General features: G+C 44.8%; 14 protein-coding genes, 4 tRNA genes and 2 pseudogenes. 7 read left to right on the top strand and 13 right to left on the bottom strand.

What is annotated here, in order from left to right:
• Window positions 1-28: 28 nt before the first annotated feature.
• The 7 genes from KXD37_RS06170 to dnaB form a co-directional block, all read right to left on the bottom strand.
• Window positions 29-101, bottom strand: a tRNA-Phe gene (locus tag KXD37_RS06170).
• Between the two features lie 35 nt (window positions 102-136).
• Window positions 137-213: transfer RNA gene (locus KXD37_RS06165), tRNA-Asp, on the bottom strand.
• An 82-nt stretch (window positions 214-295) separates the two neighbouring features.
• Window positions 296-367: transfer RNA gene (locus KXD37_RS06160), tRNA-Glu, on the bottom strand.
• Between the two features lie 10 nt (window positions 368-377).
• Window positions 378-453 (bottom strand) — tRNA-Lys (locus tag KXD37_RS06155).
• 222 nt (window positions 454-675) lie between these two features.
• Window positions 676-1,968: an adenylosuccinate synthase gene (gene purA, locus KXD37_RS06150; RefSeq protein WP_101859653.1), complete on the bottom strand. Its 1,293-nt coding sequence runs from the start codon at window positions 1,966-1,968 to the stop codon at window positions 676-678.
• A 206-nt stretch (window positions 1,969-2,174) separates the two neighbouring features.
• The gene (locus KXD37_RS06145; protein WP_255002557.1) at window positions 2,175-2,594 is read right to left on the bottom strand and encodes a VOC family protein; all 420 of its coding nucleotides are present in this window, start codon (window positions 2,592-2,594) and stop codon (window positions 2,175-2,177) included.
• Between the two features lie 119 nt (window positions 2,595-2,713).
• Window positions 2,714-4,078, bottom strand: coding sequence for a replicative DNA helicase (dnaB, locus tag KXD37_RS06140; protein WP_010332602.1), 1,365 nt, complete (start codon window positions 4,076-4,078; stop codon window positions 2,714-2,716).
• 170 nt (window positions 4,079-4,248) lie between these two features.
• On the opposite strand from dnaB, the gene KXD37_RS06135 reads away from it, so the two are divergent.
• On the top strand, window positions 4,249-4,449 hold the full coding sequence (locus KXD37_RS06135; protein ID WP_038954329.1) for a DUF2188 domain-containing protein: 201 nt from the start codon (window positions 4,249-4,251) through the stop codon (window positions 4,447-4,449).
• A gap of 49 nt (window positions 4,450-4,498) precedes the next feature.
• Here KXD37_RS06135 and KXD37_RS06130 read toward each other — a convergent pair whose 3' ends face one another.
• Complete coding sequence (locus KXD37_RS06130) at window positions 4,499-4,702, bottom strand: hypothetical protein (RefSeq protein WP_188323417.1); 204 nt, start codon at window positions 4,700-4,702, stop codon at window positions 4,499-4,501.
• Between the two features lie 120 nt (window positions 4,703-4,822).
• Here KXD37_RS06130 and KXD37_RS06125 point away from each other — a divergent pair, with 120 nt between their 5' ends.
• From KXD37_RS06125 to KXD37_RS06115, 3 genes and pseudogenes are all read left to right on the top strand, one after another.
• On the top strand, window positions 4,823-4,963 hold the full coding sequence (locus tag KXD37_RS06125) for a YycC family protein (RefSeq protein WP_003242786.1): 141 nt from the start codon (window positions 4,823-4,825) through the stop codon (window positions 4,961-4,963).
• A 72-nt stretch (window positions 4,964-5,035) separates the two neighbouring features.
• Window positions 5,036-6,244 (top strand): CynX/NimT family MFS transporter, encoded by a 1,209-nt coding sequence (locus KXD37_RS06120; RefSeq protein WP_188323418.1) that lies wholly within the window; start codon window positions 5,036-5,038, stop codon window positions 6,242-6,244.
• Window positions 6,245-6,379: 135 nt separating this feature from the next.
• Window positions 6,380-8,465: pseudogene (locus KXD37_RS06115) on the top strand (glycosyltransferase family 39 protein).
• A 36-nt stretch (window positions 8,466-8,501) separates the two neighbouring features.
• Here KXD37_RS06115 and rplI read toward each other — a convergent pair.
• From rplI to KXD37_RS06095, 4 genes are all read right to left on the bottom strand, one after another.
• On the bottom strand, window positions 8,502-8,951 hold the full coding sequence (rplI, locus tag KXD37_RS06110; RefSeq protein WP_010332608.1) for a 50S ribosomal protein L9: 450 nt from the start codon (window positions 8,949-8,951) through the stop codon (window positions 8,502-8,504).
• Window positions 8,948-10,927: a cyclic-di-AMP phosphodiesterase GdpP gene (gene gdpP, locus KXD37_RS06105; protein ID WP_024123525.1), complete on the bottom strand. Its 1,980-nt coding sequence runs from the start codon at window positions 10,925-10,927 to the stop codon at window positions 8,948-8,950. Before gdpP ends, rplI begins: the two co-directional genes overlap by 4 nt.
• A gap of 36 nt (window positions 10,928-10,963) precedes the next feature.
• Window positions 10,964-11,893 carry a YybS family protein gene (locus tag KXD37_RS06100; protein ID WP_106019885.1) on the bottom strand — a complete coding sequence of 310 codons (930 nt, stop codon included), beginning with the start codon at window positions 11,891-11,893 and terminating at the stop codon, window positions 10,964-10,966.
• Between the two features lie 223 nt (window positions 11,894-12,116).
• On the bottom strand, window positions 12,117-12,266 hold the full coding sequence (locus KXD37_RS06095) for a hypothetical protein (protein ID WP_010332611.1): 150 nt from the start codon (window positions 12,264-12,266) through the stop codon (window positions 12,117-12,119).
• 145 nt (window positions 12,267-12,411) lie between these two features.
• Between KXD37_RS06095 and KXD37_RS06090 the strand changes: the two genes are divergently transcribed.
• Window positions 12,412-12,897 carry a spore coat protein gene (locus KXD37_RS06090; RefSeq protein WP_106019886.1) on the top strand — a complete coding sequence of 162 codons (486 nt, stop codon included), beginning with the start codon at window positions 12,412-12,414 and terminating at the stop codon, window positions 12,895-12,897.
• 29 nt (window positions 12,898-12,926) lie between these two features.
• Here the strand turns inward: KXD37_RS06090 and KXD37_RS06085 are convergent, their stop codons facing one another.
• Entirely contained in the window at window positions 12,927-13,304 is a 378-nt protein-coding gene (locus KXD37_RS06085) for a winged helix-turn-helix transcriptional regulator (RefSeq protein WP_024123528.1), read from the bottom strand.
• Between the two features lie 209 nt (window positions 13,305-13,513).
• On the opposite strand from KXD37_RS06085, the gene KXD37_RS06080 reads away from it, so the two are divergent.
• A complete protein-coding gene (locus KXD37_RS06080) occupies window positions 13,514-14,443 on the top strand; it encodes a manganese-dependent inorganic pyrophosphatase (RefSeq protein ID WP_010332614.1) in 930 nt (309 codons plus the stop codon).
• 114 nt (window positions 14,444-14,557) lie between these two features.
• Window positions 14,558-14,828: pseudogene (locus KXD37_RS06075) on the top strand (IS3 family transposase); the annotation flags it as partial.

Raw genomic sequence — 14,828 nt, 5'->3', positions numbered from 1 at the left:
ACCTACGATTGCAGATGCGTTTGGTAAGTGGCTCGGGACGGAATCGAACCGCCGACACACGGATTTTCAGTCCGTTGCTCTACCAACTGAGCTACCGAGCCAAATCATTTATTTTTCTCTACTAAGTAAAGTAAAATGGCGGTCCGGACGGGACTCGAACCCGCGACCTCCTGCGTGACAGGCAGGCATTCTAACCAACTGAACTACCGGACCTTACAGTAATTTGTCTGGAGAGCTGTCGTGTCAACTCTCGCAGACAAATAAGGAATTTAGCAATAACGCTAAAGTAAATCAATGACCCGTACGGGATTCGAACCCGTGTTACCGCCGTGAAAGGGCGGTGTCTTAACCGCTTGACCAACGGGCCTTCACAAAAATGGTGAGCCATGAAGGACTCGAACCTTCGACCCTCTGATTAAAAGTCAGATGCTCTACCAACTGAGCTAATGGCTCTTAAGATGCCGGATTTTTCATAGAGCAAACGACTTGGATCAAGTTCTCATCTTGTACTCTATTGAAGCAGTTTCCGTAACAACGAGATTTATAATATCACGAACAAATAGAAGTGGCAATAACTTTTTTGGTTTTTTTTCATATTTTTTTCTCAGACCAACTTATCTGCAGTTTTCAAACAAAAAACAAGCCCCTGAAAACAGGGGCTTGCGGGTATTCTGCTTAGTTCGCACGGTACACGCTGCGAAGGACATTTGTCTGTGAACGGTCTGGACCGACAGAGAAAATAGAAAGCGGAATGCCTGTCAGCTGAGACACACGCTCAAGATAGTGGCGCGCGTTTTCCGGAAGCTCGCTAAGGCTCTTCGCACCTGTGATATCCTCAGTCCAGCCTGGCATTTCTTCATAAACCGGTTCACATTCTGCAAGTGCTTTAAGGCTTGCAGGGAACTCTTCGATGACTTCTCCTTTGTAACGGTAAGCCACACAAATTTTCAGTGTTTCAATACCTGTTAACACGTCAATTGAGTTCAATGAAAGATCTGTGATTCCGCTGACACGGCGGGCGTGGCGGACAACGACACTGTCAAACCAGCCGACACGGCGCGGGCGGCCTGTTGTTGTTCCGTATTCACGTCCGACTTCACGGATTTGATCGCCGATTTCGTCTTTCAGCTCAGTCGGGAAAGGACCATCGCCGACACGAGTCGTATAGGCTTTTGAGACACCGACTACGTGCTTTATTTTTGTCGGGCCGACACCTGAACCGATGGTGACACCGCCGGCAACCGGGTTAGATGACGTAACAAATGGGTATGTTCCTTGATCGATATCAAGCATAACCCCTTGTGCGCCTTCAAATAACACGCGGCGTCCTTCATCAAGCGCATCATTTAAAACAACGGATGTATCGCAGACATATTTCTTAATCTGCTGTCCGTATTCATAATACTCATCTAAGATATCTTCTATTTTAAATCCTTCTGTCTCGTACATTTTCTCAAGCAGACGGTTTTTTTCTTCAAGATTGCGTTCGAGTTTCTCCGCAAACGCGTCACGATCCAACAGATCCGCGATACGAATGCCGATACGGGCTGCTTTATCCATATAAGCAGGGCCGATTCCTTTTTTCGTTGTGCCGATCTTGTTTGCTCCTTTTCGCTCTTCTTCCACTTCATCCAACTTCAAATGATACGGCAGAATCACGTGAGCTCTGTTGCTGATTCTCAGGTTATCTGTACTGACGTTGCGCTCATGAAGATACGCAAGCTCTGTGACTAATGCTTTTGGATCTACAACCATTCCGTTTCCGATCACACACGTCTTATCTTTATAGAAAATTCCAGACGGGATTAAGTGAAGCTTGTATGTGACTCCGTCAAACTTGATGGTGTGCCCTGCGTTATTTCCGCCTTGATAACGGGCGATCACTTCTGCATTTTCTGACAGGAAATCTGTGATTTTACCTTTCCCTTCATCGCCCCATTGCGTACCTACTACAACTACTGAAGACATGTCCGTGCACCTCCGTTAACCTTTCAAAAACGATTCTATTCAAACAAATCAAGTTTATCAGTGAAGAAACAGAAAGTCAATTGTAAATCCGAACATTAAATTCTTGTAAATCCAAATTCGTTCGCTTTAATTGACTTTAGAAGCGTTTTCTTAAAGATTTGCCTTGAAAAGCTCATGAAACTTTTATCCTTTAGCAGGAGAAAGGATTACTTGCCTGAAATCCCTTTTGTGTTCATGAACACGATCCGCCAGCCGTCTGGATCCTCTATCGTCACCCCTCCATGACTCCAGTACGGGTTCTCAGGTTCAGCCTCCTGATAGCCCATGTTTTTTAATTTTGCAGTGATGGCTTTGATTTCTTCTTCGCTCGGCACATAAAAGACGAGCAGGCTGTCTGGGTGGGGAACGGGGGCTGTTCTTTCCTCGTCATGCTGGGTGAATTCCAAGTGGTAATCGGTATGCGGGAGGCCAAACATGACTCCGTCAAACCCATTATGCTGATGAAATTCACCAATTCGTTTTAAGCCCAGCCCTTCTTCATAAAAGCGAATGATCTGATCAAGCCGGCCCGTAGGTCTTGCTATCCTAATTTGTGCGGCATGAAATTGTGAAAAACGCTTTCTCATTGTTACCCTCTCCTTTTTGTCTCATTTTATTAAAACGTTTTCATTTTTACATCAGCTAAGTGGCTGGTTTCTCCTCCGTCTTTTGGATGAAAAAAACCCCAAGAAGAAGCTCTTGGGGTTTACGCACCGGGCGGAACACCTGCGTCGTCAAAACGCCGTTCCAGGTTGACGAATTTATTGTATTCTTTTACGAACGCAAGAGACACGGTTCCTACCGGGCCGTTACGCTGTTTGGCAATAATGATTTCGATAATGTTTTTGTTCTCAGTTTCTTTGTCATAGTAGTCATCACGATAAAGGAACGCGACAATATCCGCATCCTGCTCAATACTTCCTGATTCACGGATATCAGACATCATCGGACGTTTATCCTGACGCTGCTCAACGCCACGCGAAAGCTGAGAAAGCGCGATAACAGGGACTTGAAGCTCCCTGGCGATCGATTTCAGTTCACGGGAAATTTCTGATACTTCCTGCTGACGGTTATCTTTTGAACGGCCGCTTCCCTGGATCAATTGCAGGTAATCGATCAAAATCATGCCAAGACCGCTTTCCTGCTTCAAACGGCGGCATTTGGCACGGATTTCACTGACACGGATACCCGGTGTGTCATCGATATAAATTCCGCTGTTGGACAGGCTTCCCATCGCCATCGTCAGCTTTCCCCAATCCTCTTCTGTCAGATTTCCTGTACGAAGGTTTTGGGCATTGATATTTCCCTCGGCACAAAGCATACGCATAACGAGCTGCTCGGCACCCATCTCAAGACTGAAAATGGCTACACTCTCGTCGGTCTTCGTCGCTACGTTTTGCGCGATATTCAAGGCAAAGGCCGTTTTCCCTACTGACGGACGGGCAGCCACAATAATCAAGTCATTTCGCTGGAATCCGGCAGTCATCCGATCAAGCTCAGAAAACCCTGTCGGAATCCCGGTAATATCGCCTTTTCGATTGTGAAGCTGCTCGATGTTATCATACGTCTGAACAAGGACATCCTTGATATTTTGGAAGGCGCTTGTATTTTTGCGCTGCGCCACTTCCATAATCGTTTTTTCCGCTTCACTGAGTAAATCTTCGACCTCGTCCTCGCGGGTATATCCGTCCTGAGCGATTGTTGTCGCTGTTCTGATTAACCGGCGAAGAATTGATTTTTCCTCAACGATCTTTGCGTAATATTCTATGTTAGCCGCTGTCGGCACCGAGTTTGCGATATCAGTCAGATACGATATGCCTCCCACTTCTTCCAGCAGATCCGTGTTGGCAAGCTCTGACGTCACCGTAACTAAATCAACCGGTTCACCGCGGTCTCCGAGCACCAGCATCGCATTATAAATTTTTTGGTGGGACATTCTATAGAAATCATCTGGAATCAATACCTCTGAAGCCAGTGTTAAAGCAGACGGCTGTAAAAAAATAGCGCCTAACACGGCTTGTTCGGCTTCTATATTTTGCGGCGGCAGCCGATCATTCAGAAGGTCTGTCATGCTAAGCACCGTCCTCTCATTAAAAAATCTCCAAACTCCATTTTACCATTTATCCAGAAAAAAAATAGAAAAATTCTTTGTTTCCCATTTTTTTCAGTCAGCAGATTGGATAGTTTCGGACAGTGCCAGGCTGGGAAAAAAACTGATAAAACTTGAGGGAGGAATGAATGATGCTGAAAAAATACGCCGTAACACCCAACGTCGATGCGGACGGCTGGTTTATCAAAGTGGAGAATGTGGCGCCTACAGCTTTATACACCTCAAAAGACGCCGCTATTGAAAAAGCGAAGCAGGTAGCCAAAGAGAACAGCCCGGCAAAGCTTGTGATTTATGACCAGCATAAAAATGTGGAAGACGAACTCTCTTTCTAACAAACTGAAAGCCTTCGCTGCCGCGGGGCTTTTTTTAGCGCGTACCACGCTATTCCATCCATTTGAATCCAATACGCATCATGAGATCCGCCGCCTTTTGATACATCTCCCACTCTTCAAAGGAAGCAAATTTCCCCATCAGCTCCTGAAGCTTATGCCGCAATGCAATATATTCTTCCAATGTGACAGCTTTCTCTGTGTCTATCTGATGCTCATACAGCATTTGTTTTAATAATGATAACGGTTTGTTCATGATGAACCCTCCTTATCTCTTTTACAAGGGGCATTTTCCGAATGCACCATCCCTTTGTGATATCTTCTTACGTTTCACATCTGATTCTTGTACAATGGACAAAAGAGAGGAGGGATCTTTGTGAGACCTTTGCAAATTTCTGCTGAAACTGCACAAAAGCTTGCAGAGTCTTTGAATCTGCCGCTTGAACAGATCATGCATATGCCTCAACATATTCTGCTTGCCAAAATGGCTGAATTGCAGAAAGAGGACAAATCATAACCTGCACTCGCATACTTGCTTACATGTATCGGAATGATATTAAGTATATGTTAGAAAAGAGGAGTAACTGCTTTGCCACATCCACAAAATAAAAAAATCCAATCGTTTTGGCTGATTGCCGGTATTATCTTTATCGCGTTTAACTTAAGACCCGCAATCACTTCAGTCGGGCCGGTCATCAGCTCCATCAGGACCGAGCTGCACATGTCCAACGGGGCAGCCGGGTTTTTGACCGCATTGCCGCTGCTTTCGTTTGCCGTTCTTTCTCCGCTCGCGCCTAAGCTAGGACGTCGTCTTGGAAATGAGCGAACCTTATGGCTTGGTCTCCTGGTACTGTTTGTCGGTGTTTTGATTCGCTCTGCCGGCTATACTGCCGCTTTGTTTTTCGGAACGGCACTTATCGGAATCGGAATTGCGATCGGAAACGTACTTTTGCCAAGCTTAATCAAACATAAATACCCTGAAAAGCCAGGGCTCATGATCAGCCTGTATACGACATCAATGAATATATTCGCTGCTTTAGCATCAGGTATCAGCGTACCTTTAGCGTCCCAGTTGGATGGCGGATGGAAACAGGGATTTCTTTTATGGGGAGGCTTAGCATTTCTAGCCTTGCTGATTTGGATACCTCAGCTCCGACATCGGGATGCGTCCAACCAGACGCCGCAGCTTAAAACCAGTCCGATTTGGGCTTCCAAAGTGGCATGGTTCGTCACCATCTTCATGGGCCTGCAATCATTTTTATTTTACAGCAGTATCGCCTGGTTTCCTGAGATTCTCCGTTCACACGGGATTGATACGTCAACCGCCGGATGGCTTGTATCACTCATGCAATTTGCGAGTCTGCCTTCCACTTTTCTGACACCGGTTTTAGCTGACCGCGTGAAACATCAGCGCGGGATCGTTGCAGCGCTGACCGCAGTCTATCTGATCGGTCTATGCGGATTATTAACGGGCGGCAGCCATGCCATGCTTGCCATCTGGATGGTGATTATCGGTATCGGACAAGGCTCCAGCATTAGTCTGGCACTCACTCTCATTGGGCTCCGCAGTGAAAATGCGTATCAGGCTGCAGCGCTGTCAGGCATGTCACAGTCATTCGGCTACCTTCTTGCAGCCGTCGGGCCGATCTTTGTCGGGTATCTCTTTGACCAGACACATTCATGGACAATGCCGATTGTGCTTCTTATTGCTGCTTTAATCGTCATGGGAACAGCAGGACTTGGGGCTGGACGCGATCGATACGTCCTTCAGACAGAGAGAAAGAGAAATTCAGCGTAGAAAAAGGGCGGGGAAGATGTCTCTGCCTCTTTTTTTATGAAAAAACGGTCAGACATTCTTTGAATCTTTATGGTTTATTCATAAGTTTTTCATATTTGTTTTTTACAATAAGACATCATAAAGAGGCGAAAAACGATGAAAACCAAACGTTTCGACACAGTCCTTATTGTTATTTTGCTTGCAGCGGCTTTTCTCAACACCTATCACATTTGGCAGGATGACGCTGCGAACCAATACTATCTGGCAGCGGTGAAAAGCATGACGCAAAGCTTCCACAATTTCTTCTATGCGTCATTTGACCCTTCCGGATTTGTAACAGTTGATAAGCCGCCTGTTGTTTTATGGATTCAAACGATCTTCGCGCTGATCTTTGGTGTTCATACGTGGAGTGTCATCATTCCTCAGGCTCTCGCCGGGGTTGGATCGGTATTCCTTCTGTACAGAATGATCAAACCGACATTTGGCATTGGAGCGGCCCGCGCCGCCGCGCTTGTCATGGCGCTGACACCGATCGCAGTCGCCGTCAGCCGTACAAACAACATTGACAGCATGCTTGTCTTTACCTTATTGCTTGGTTCATCATGCCTGCTTCGGGCGGCCAAACAAGGCAAGCTCGTTTGGCTCCTGACAGCTTTTGGCCTGATCGGCCTTGCATTTAATATGAAAATGATGCAAGCCTTTATGGTATTGCCTGCATTTGTGTTATTCTACCTGATTGCTTCTCGGATTTCGCTAAAGAAAAAAAACAGGATCGCTGATTCTGTCTCTTATCCTCCTAACCGGTATATCGCTCTCATGGGCGGTTATTGTGGATTCAACATCCTCCTCCAGCCGGCCGTATATCGGAAGCAGCCAGACAAACTCTGTGTTAGAACTCGCCTTCGGATATAACGGCACAGAGCGGCTGCTTGGGCAAACCACCGGCCTTGCACGCGGTGATATGAATGCCGCAGGCGGCGATAACATGCAGAATAATGGCACAAGGCAAGCGCCAAATCACAATGAATCATCTGATGGAACCTCTTCATCTGAGAACGGAAACAGCAAGGCAGATGGAAATCAAAACAGCACCGGTTCCTTCGGGGGCAATGCACAGGCTCCTCAGCCGCCTTCTGGACAAAGCGGCGCTTCCAATGGAGGAGGCACACCTCCAACAGGCGGACCAGGGAATGGAGGACCCGGCGGGGGCGGCGGAAAAAGCATGAACATGTTCGGCACAGGTGATGCAGGACCGCTTCGTCTCTTCCAATCTGCTCTTTCCGGCCAGATCAGCTGGATGCTTCCATTCGCATTGATCGGATTACTTGGTGTAATTGTCAGCTGGTACCGTAATCGTCGCGGTCAGACTAATGAAATGAAAGAAACGCTATTCTGGACAGCATGGCTCATACCTGTGGCAGGTTTCTTCAGCATCGCGGGATTCTTTCATCAGTATTACTTAATTATGCTGGCACCGCCGATTGCCGCCCTTTCCGGTATCGGATGGTATACAATGTATCGCCTATACAAAAACAATAAAGATTGGACAAGCTGCCTGCTGCCAGCGGCCGTCTTCATTACAGCCGCATTCCAAGTGTATATTTTCAGTGCTTATACAAGCCAAATCGGCAGTGTGTGGATGTATGTACTTGGACTCGCAGGACTCGGTATCACCATTGCTCTGCTCATGCTCAAACGCAGTCATCCTTTTGGCAAACAGCTAACCATAGTCAGCTTATGTGTGCTGCTCCTCGCACCAATCTACTGGTCAGCAACGCCGCTTTTATACGGGGGCAACAGCGTTCTTCCTGAATCCGGCCCGCAGCTTAAAAGCTCGGCAAACGGAGGAAACATGTTCTCCTCAGAAATGGACACCGGTCTCCTGTCTTATCTGAGGGAGCATAATACCGGCGAAAAGTATTTATTTGCTACGTTGACAACCGTAACGGCTGCGCCTTATATCATCAATACAGATGAATCTGTCATGGCACTCGGCGGCTTCAACGGAACAGATCCGATTCTGACTGTCTCCGAGCTGAAAAAACTGGTCAATGAGGGCAAAGTGAAATACTTCCTGCTGTCAGAAACTAACTCAGGCAATACTGAGCTCGTTTCTTGGATCAAGAAACACGGTCAAGAAATATCTTCTGACGAGTACAGCAGTTCCTCGAGCAGCACAAGCAGCCAGCAAGGCATGAAAGGTGGCGGAGAAAGCCAGCAAACCCTTTATCTCGCAGAATAAAAAAAGAGGCTTGGATCAATCCAAGCCTCTTTTCTATTAAGCTTCTTCTTTCACATGTACCTTTAACACAGCCTGCACCTCAGGATGCAATTTCACAGGAACGTTTGTATATCCTAACGCACGGATGCCGTCCGGCAGTTCCAGCTTCCGCTTATCCACTTTGATGTTATGGTCTTTTTGAAGCTGTTCAGTAATTTGCTTGCTTGTGACAGAGCCGAACAAACGGCCGCCTTCACCTGATTTCGCGCTGAGCTCAACAGTCAGTTTTTCTAATGTTTCTTTTAAGCTCTTTGCCTGCTCAAGCTCTGCGATGGCTTCTTTCTTCTCTTTCTGCTTTTGACCGTTTAGTACACTGATGTTTGACGCGTTCGCTTCAACCGCGAGGCCTTTTTTAATCAGAAAGTTATGCGCATAACCGTCTGCTACGTTTTTCACTTCGCCTTTTTTTCCTTTTCCTTTTACATCCTGTAAGAAAATAACCTTCATCTTTGTACGCCTCCCTCAAAATACTCATCTATGGCGCCCTTCAGCCGCTCCAGCGCTTCCGTTACTGAAATGCCGGATAACTGAGTCGCCGCATTTGTTAAATGTCCTCCGCCTTCCAGCGCCTCCATGATGATCTGAACATTCACATCGCCAAGAGACCGCGCACTGATACAAACAGTTTGTTCATCACGTCTTGCTACCGCAAATGAAGCCTCAACCTCGCTCATCGACAGCAGTGAATCCGCAGCCTGCGCAATCAGCACTTGATCGAAATATTCATCCTCATTCTCAGGCAGAGACGCAATCGCGATGTTCTCTTTATAGAGGGCCGTATGCTGGATCAGCTTCGCCCGTTTAATATAGGAATCAACGGTTTCTTTGAGGAACTTCTGCACAAGCACCGTATCGGCGCCTTTCGCTCTTAAATATGAAGCTGCATCAAAGGTCCGCGAGCCAGTGCGGAGTGAAAAGCTCTTTGTATCCACTATTATACCAGCTAATAGGGCGGTTGCTTCAATCATATTGATTTTTAAGCGCTTCGGCTGATACTCAAGCAGCTCTGTCACCAATTCCGCTGTTGATGAAGCGTACGGCTCCATATAGACGAGCAGCGGGTCTCTGATAAATTCTTCGCCTCTGCGGTGATGGTCGATGACCACAATATGTTCAATTTTGTTTACCAGCCGTTCTTCCATAACAAGCGACGGCTTATGTGTATCCACGATGACAAGCAGCGTATCGTCATTGGCAATTTCCATCGCTTCTTCAGGCGTAATGAACCTTGACCACAGATCTTCATATTTTTTAATTTCCTCAATCAAGCGCTGCACACTTGAACCGATTTGATTCGGATCAATCACAATAAATCCATCTTTGTTATTTGCCTGTGACACCTTTAATATCCCGATCGCCGCGCCGATAGAATCCATGTCGGGGAATTTGTGACCCATGATAATCACATTGCTGCTTTCAGAAACGATTTCCTTTAAAGCATGAGAAATCACGCGGGCGCGCACCCTTGTTCGCTTCTCCATCGGGTTCGTTTTACCGCCGTAAAACTTCACTTTTCCGTTTGGCAGCTTAATGGCTACCTGGTCTCCGCCGCGGCCCAGTGCTAAGTCCAGACTGGATTGCGCCAAATCGCCAAGCTCTTTCAGCGATGAGACCGAAGCTCCGACACCAACGCTTAAGGTCAGCGCAACGCCGTCAAATGAAGTTTTTTCCCGTACCTCATCCAGAATCGAAAACTTCGAATTTTCAAGTTCGGTTAAAATGTGTTCATTAAGCACAGCGATGAAACGTTCTGATGAAGTCCTTTTCAGGAATATTCCATACTCCTGCGCCCAAGCGTTGAGCAAAGATGTCACTTGGCTGTTCATCGTGCTTCTCGTCTGGTCGTCTAATCCTTGCGTCACATCATCATAGTTATCAAGGAAAATATAGGCCAGCACAGTTCTTTCATTTTCATATTGCTTTTCAATCTGTATCTGTTCCGTCACATCGAAGAAATAAAGCAGACGCTCATCCCGTTTGATGACCACTTTAAATTTTCGGTCATTCAATGTAACCGTTTCCGATTCTACCTCTTGTTTGATGAGCGGCACAACTGATTCACACGTATCATAAAGTGATCTCCCCACTAAAGTACTTTCATTAAAGCAAGAAGAGAGAAACGGATTTGCCCATTCTATATAGTATTGATCATTAAAAAGCATGATGCCGATCGGCATTTCCATCAATGCCTCTTCACCGACTTTTTTCAACCTGTAGGATAACGTAGAAATATAAGCGTCAATCTCTTTTCGAATAAGAGAATCCGCACGTTTTATAAAAAACAGTATAACTGCAAGCAGCAACACTTCGACGGTTCCTATGATCCAGTTAAAATAAAAGCTGATGAGGATTGTAATGATTGACAAAGCAATCAATGCATAGATGGGATACCGAAACAACGGTTTTTCATAAAAGCTTGGCATTTCTATCACTCCCCACCATGTGAGTAAAACTCATTTTCACTTCACCTTATTCCTTATGTTAAAGCCCATGTCTATAACGCCTAAAATGCGAATGGCTGCCATAAAAATCGGTTGCAGCAGACCAAGAATGACTGCAATGACGGCCACTGCCTTTGGATATTTTTTCTTATGGCAATAGAAAAAGATAAATGATAAACCTTGGATAAAAATAAGAAATCCGAGTATAAACTCCCCATTTAAAGCGATAGAGTACAGCATTTGGCCTTTTTCTAAAGGCAGAAATGAAAGCATGACAATCAACAAATACAGCACTACAACACTTTGCGGAAACTTCAACTCTCTAAAAGGCTTTAGACTAGGAATATCGGGGGAGAATCGCCTTAAGAGCGGCTTAGCGATAAGGTAACTGAGGAAAGAAAAAATGGCTCCTACCATCACGATAGCTGTTGGAAAAAGATATTGAACCGTACTCAATTGTTCTTCCATCAGTTTCATTTGTTTCTCAAGCTCTTCAGCATTACCCGATTGTTTCAAAACGGATTCAACGATATCGAGTGATTGCCGGTATTGTGTCATTGCTTCATCAATGATATTGATACCCAAAAACTGAATGCTTATCACAAAATAGAACACGATACAAAGCATATAAATAAGGGCACCCGAAATAATAGCATGACCGGGTTCTCTTTTTTTGAAAAAATGCCCCATGGCAATGCCTGCACAAGCTGACATAAAAGCTACAATAAGTCCGTTAAAGGACCCGACAATAAAGACAACAGGAAGACTGACAGCGCCCATCCATAATCCTAATTTCAATCCATATCTGATCGTATAAAGAATCATAGGCAGCGGCAGTGCAAATAACAGAATTGTTCCAATCAATGGAACATAAACGACCAACAGTGTGATGATCGCAAACAAACTGATTAAAATAGCACCTTCCATTAATGCTCTTGTTTGTTTCACTTAGTCACCTCGTATCATACTGAACATACGAATAGAAAAGAGCAGCATAAACGACTGCTCTTTTTTTCATCGCCGCAACATGTTTTGCACCAATGTTTTCATATCATCTCTAAAATTACTTTTATATTTTAACATAAGTCCAAATCGCAAGTAAAATACGCCAATGTTTCATGTGAAACATTGCAAACGAAAAGACATTCTTTAAAAGAATGCCCATCACTTCTTATTCTTTATCATCCATAAAACCAGAAGATTCTTTGTTTTTCTTCTTCGTTTTTCTGACATACACAAATATTAAAATCACAAGTAAAAGGGTTGTTGCTTGCAGAACGCCGCTGCTAAACAAGAAAAAGTTCTTTATCATGTCCCACATCGTGTTTCACCTCTTTTTGGATGTTCTCAACCCGTATCCTATATAAGGTGAATTTCCCTTTTTAAAAACTTCAAAACATCATGAACAACATTGAACGTTGGGCATATGCTGATACAGAATCTGATTGATAAAGGAGATTTGTTACATGGATGAACGCAGAACGTTGGCTTGGCATGAAACATTAGAGATGCATGAGCTGGTTGCTTTTCAGGCAAACGGGCTCATTAAACTGAAGAAAATGATTAGAGAAGTTAGCGATCCTCAGCTCAGACAGCTTTATAGCGTGTCCATTCAGGCCGTTGAGCAAAACTTAAAAGAGCTTCTCCCGTTCTTCCCTCAGGCGCCGATGCCTCGCGATGATGAAGAAGAAGAGCGCGCGGATAATCCATTTTACAGCGGTGACCTGCTCGGCTTTGCCAAAACATCTGTCCGCAGCTATGCCATTGCAATTACAGAAACAGCAACACCTCAATTAAGAACCGTACTTGTCAAACAGCTAAACGCTGCCATTAAGTTGCATGCGCAGGTTTATCAATACATGTATCAGCATGGATACTACCCATCTTACAACCTTTCTGATCTGTTAAAAAATGACGTCAGAAACGCCAATAAAGCCATTTCGATGAAATAAAAGAAGCAGCAAAGGCTCTCCCTTTGCTGCTACTTCTGCTGTTCTTTTAATAAACTGTTCGAACGACGCGCCTCCAATACTTCTCGGTTGGCGTCACCCCATTCTTTCATTTGCAATACAATCGGCTCAAGCGTTCGCCCGAATTCTGTCAAAGAATACTCGACCTTGGGCGGCACCTGGTGATAAACTTCGCGATGAACAATGCCATCCGCTTCAAGCTCCCGAAGCTGCAGGGTCAGCATTCGTTGGGTAATACTCGGGCAGATTTTGCGAAACTCATTGAACCGTTTCTTGCCATCTATCATGTGATAAAAAAGGATTCCTTTCCACTTTCCGCCAATGACATCTAGTGTAAATTCAACTGGACAGCCTTCTTTGTTCGGATAAATATTATTTTTTCGGCTCATGTTCGACCCTCCAATAGTACCTTTTTTGATACTACAGATCATTTTGCAACTGACCTACCCAGTATTTTACACACCTTTCCTCTTCCACTCAAAAAAAATGCTTTTTATTCACATCAATTTTTAAGGGTTTGCATGATTACACCCGCAGCAAGACGTGTTAAACTATAAAAAGAATGTTTACACTACTTAAAAAAGGATAAGGAGTTATCATGGAAAAAATACTTATTTTCGGACACCAAAATCCAGACACAGATACGATTTGCTCTGCTATTGCTTACGCTGATTTAAAAAACAAACTCGGTTTCAACGCTGAGCCTGTCAGACTTGGACAAGTCAACGGCGAAACACAATACGCGCTAGATTACTTCAAACAAGAAAGCCCTCGTCTTGTAGAAACAGCTGCAAACGAAGTGAACGGCGTTATCCTTGTTGACCACAACGAACGCCAGCAAAGCATCAAGGATATTGAAGACGTTCAGGTTCTTGAAGTCATCGACCACCACAGAATCGCAAACTTCGAAACAGCTGAGCCGCTTTACTATCGTGCTGAGCCTGTCGGCTGTACTGCTACAATCTTAAACAAAATGTACAAAGAAAATAACGTAACAATCGAGAAAGAAATTGCCGGCCTTATGCTGTCTGCTATCATTTCTGACTCTCTGTTATTCAAATCTCCAACTTGCACTGATCAAGACGTAGCGGCAGCAAAAGAACTTGCTGAAATCGCTGGCGTAGATGCTGAAGAATACGGCTTAAACATGCTGAAAGCCGGCGCTGACTTAAGCAAAAAAACAGTTGAAGAGCTGATTTCTCTTGATGCAAAAGAATTCACACTCGGCAGCAAAAAAGTCGAAATCGCACAAGTCAACACAGTGGATATTGAAGATGTCAGAAAGCGCCAAGCTGAGTTAGAAGCAGTGATTTCTAAAGTTGTGGCTGAGAAGAACCTTGATCTGTTCCTTCTTGTGATCACAGACATCTTAGAAAACGATTCACTTGCACTTGCAATCGGTAACGAAGCGGACAAAGTGGAAAAAGCATTCAACGTCACATTAGAAAACAATACAGCCCTTCTTAAAGGCGTTGTTTCTCGTAAAAAACAAGTCGTTCCTGTGTTAACAGACGCGATTGCAGAATAATAAAAAAGCATCCCGCTCCGGGACTGACCCCATAAGATGAGACAAATAAAAAACACCTTCAAGTTTGAAAACGGATAGTTGTTATCCGAAAAAAGACTTGGAGGTGTTTTTTGTATGGGAACAAGAATGAGTTATCCGATTGAAGTCAAACAGAAGGCTGTAGAAATGAGATTGGCAGGCGTGCCTATGAAAGAGATCATGCAGGAATTGAATATCAGGAATAAGACGCAGGTTCAGACATGGGTTAGATGGCATAAAGCTGGGGATACACATCGATTTGAACAGCCTGTTGGTAAGCAATACACTTACGGAAAAGGTCCGGAGTATTCTTCCGAATTAGAGAAACTGCAGGCAGAGAACCGTTATCTGAGACAACAAAATGAAG

It is taken from the genome of Bacillus sp. XT-2, assembly GCF_025696525.1.
GTDB classification, from domain to species: Bacteria; Bacillota; Bacilli; order Bacillales; family Bacillaceae; genus Bacillus; species Bacillus halotolerans.
This window is presented reverse-complemented; position numbering and strand designations above follow the sequence as displayed.

Coding starts and splice junctions, on each gene's coding strand:
- KXD37_RS06130 (WP_188323417.1), bottom strand. CDS start 4,702: ATGAACAAACCGTTATCATTATTAAAACAAATGCTGTATGAGCATCAG.
- rplI (WP_010332608.1), bottom strand. CDS start 8,951: ATGAAGGTTATTTTCTTACAGGATGTAAAAGGAAAAGGAAAAAAAGGC.
- gdpP (WP_024123525.1), bottom strand. CDS start 10,927: ATGCCAAGCTTTTATGAAAAACCGTTGTTTCGGTATCCCATCTATGCA.
- KXD37_RS06135 (WP_038954329.1), top strand. CDS start 4,249: ATGCTGAAAAAATACGCCGTAACACCCAACGTCGATGCGGACGGCTGG.
- purA (WP_101859653.1), bottom strand. CDS start 1,968: ATGTCTTCAGTAGTTGTAGTAGGTACGCAATGGGGCGATGAAGGGAAA.
- KXD37_RS06090 (WP_106019886.1), top strand. CDS start 12,412: ATGGATGAACGCAGAACGTTGGCTTGGCATGAAACATTAGAGATGCAT.
- KXD37_RS06095 (WP_010332611.1), bottom strand. CDS start 12,266: ATGTGGGACATGATAAAGAACTTTTTCTTGTTTAGCAGCGGCGTTCTG.
- KXD37_RS06085 (WP_024123528.1), bottom strand. CDS start 13,304: ATGAGCCGAAAAAATAATATTTATCCGAACAAAGAAGGCTGTCCAGTT.
- KXD37_RS06145 (WP_255002557.1), bottom strand. CDS start 2,594: ATGAGAAAGCGTTTTTCACAATTTCATGCCGCACAAATTAGGATAGCA.
- KXD37_RS06080 (WP_010332614.1), top strand. CDS start 13,514: ATGGAAAAAATACTTATTTTCGGACACCAAAATCCAGACACAGATACG.
- dnaB (WP_010332602.1), bottom strand. CDS start 4,078: ATGACAGACCTTCTGAATGATCGGCTGCCGCCGCAAAATATAGAAGCC.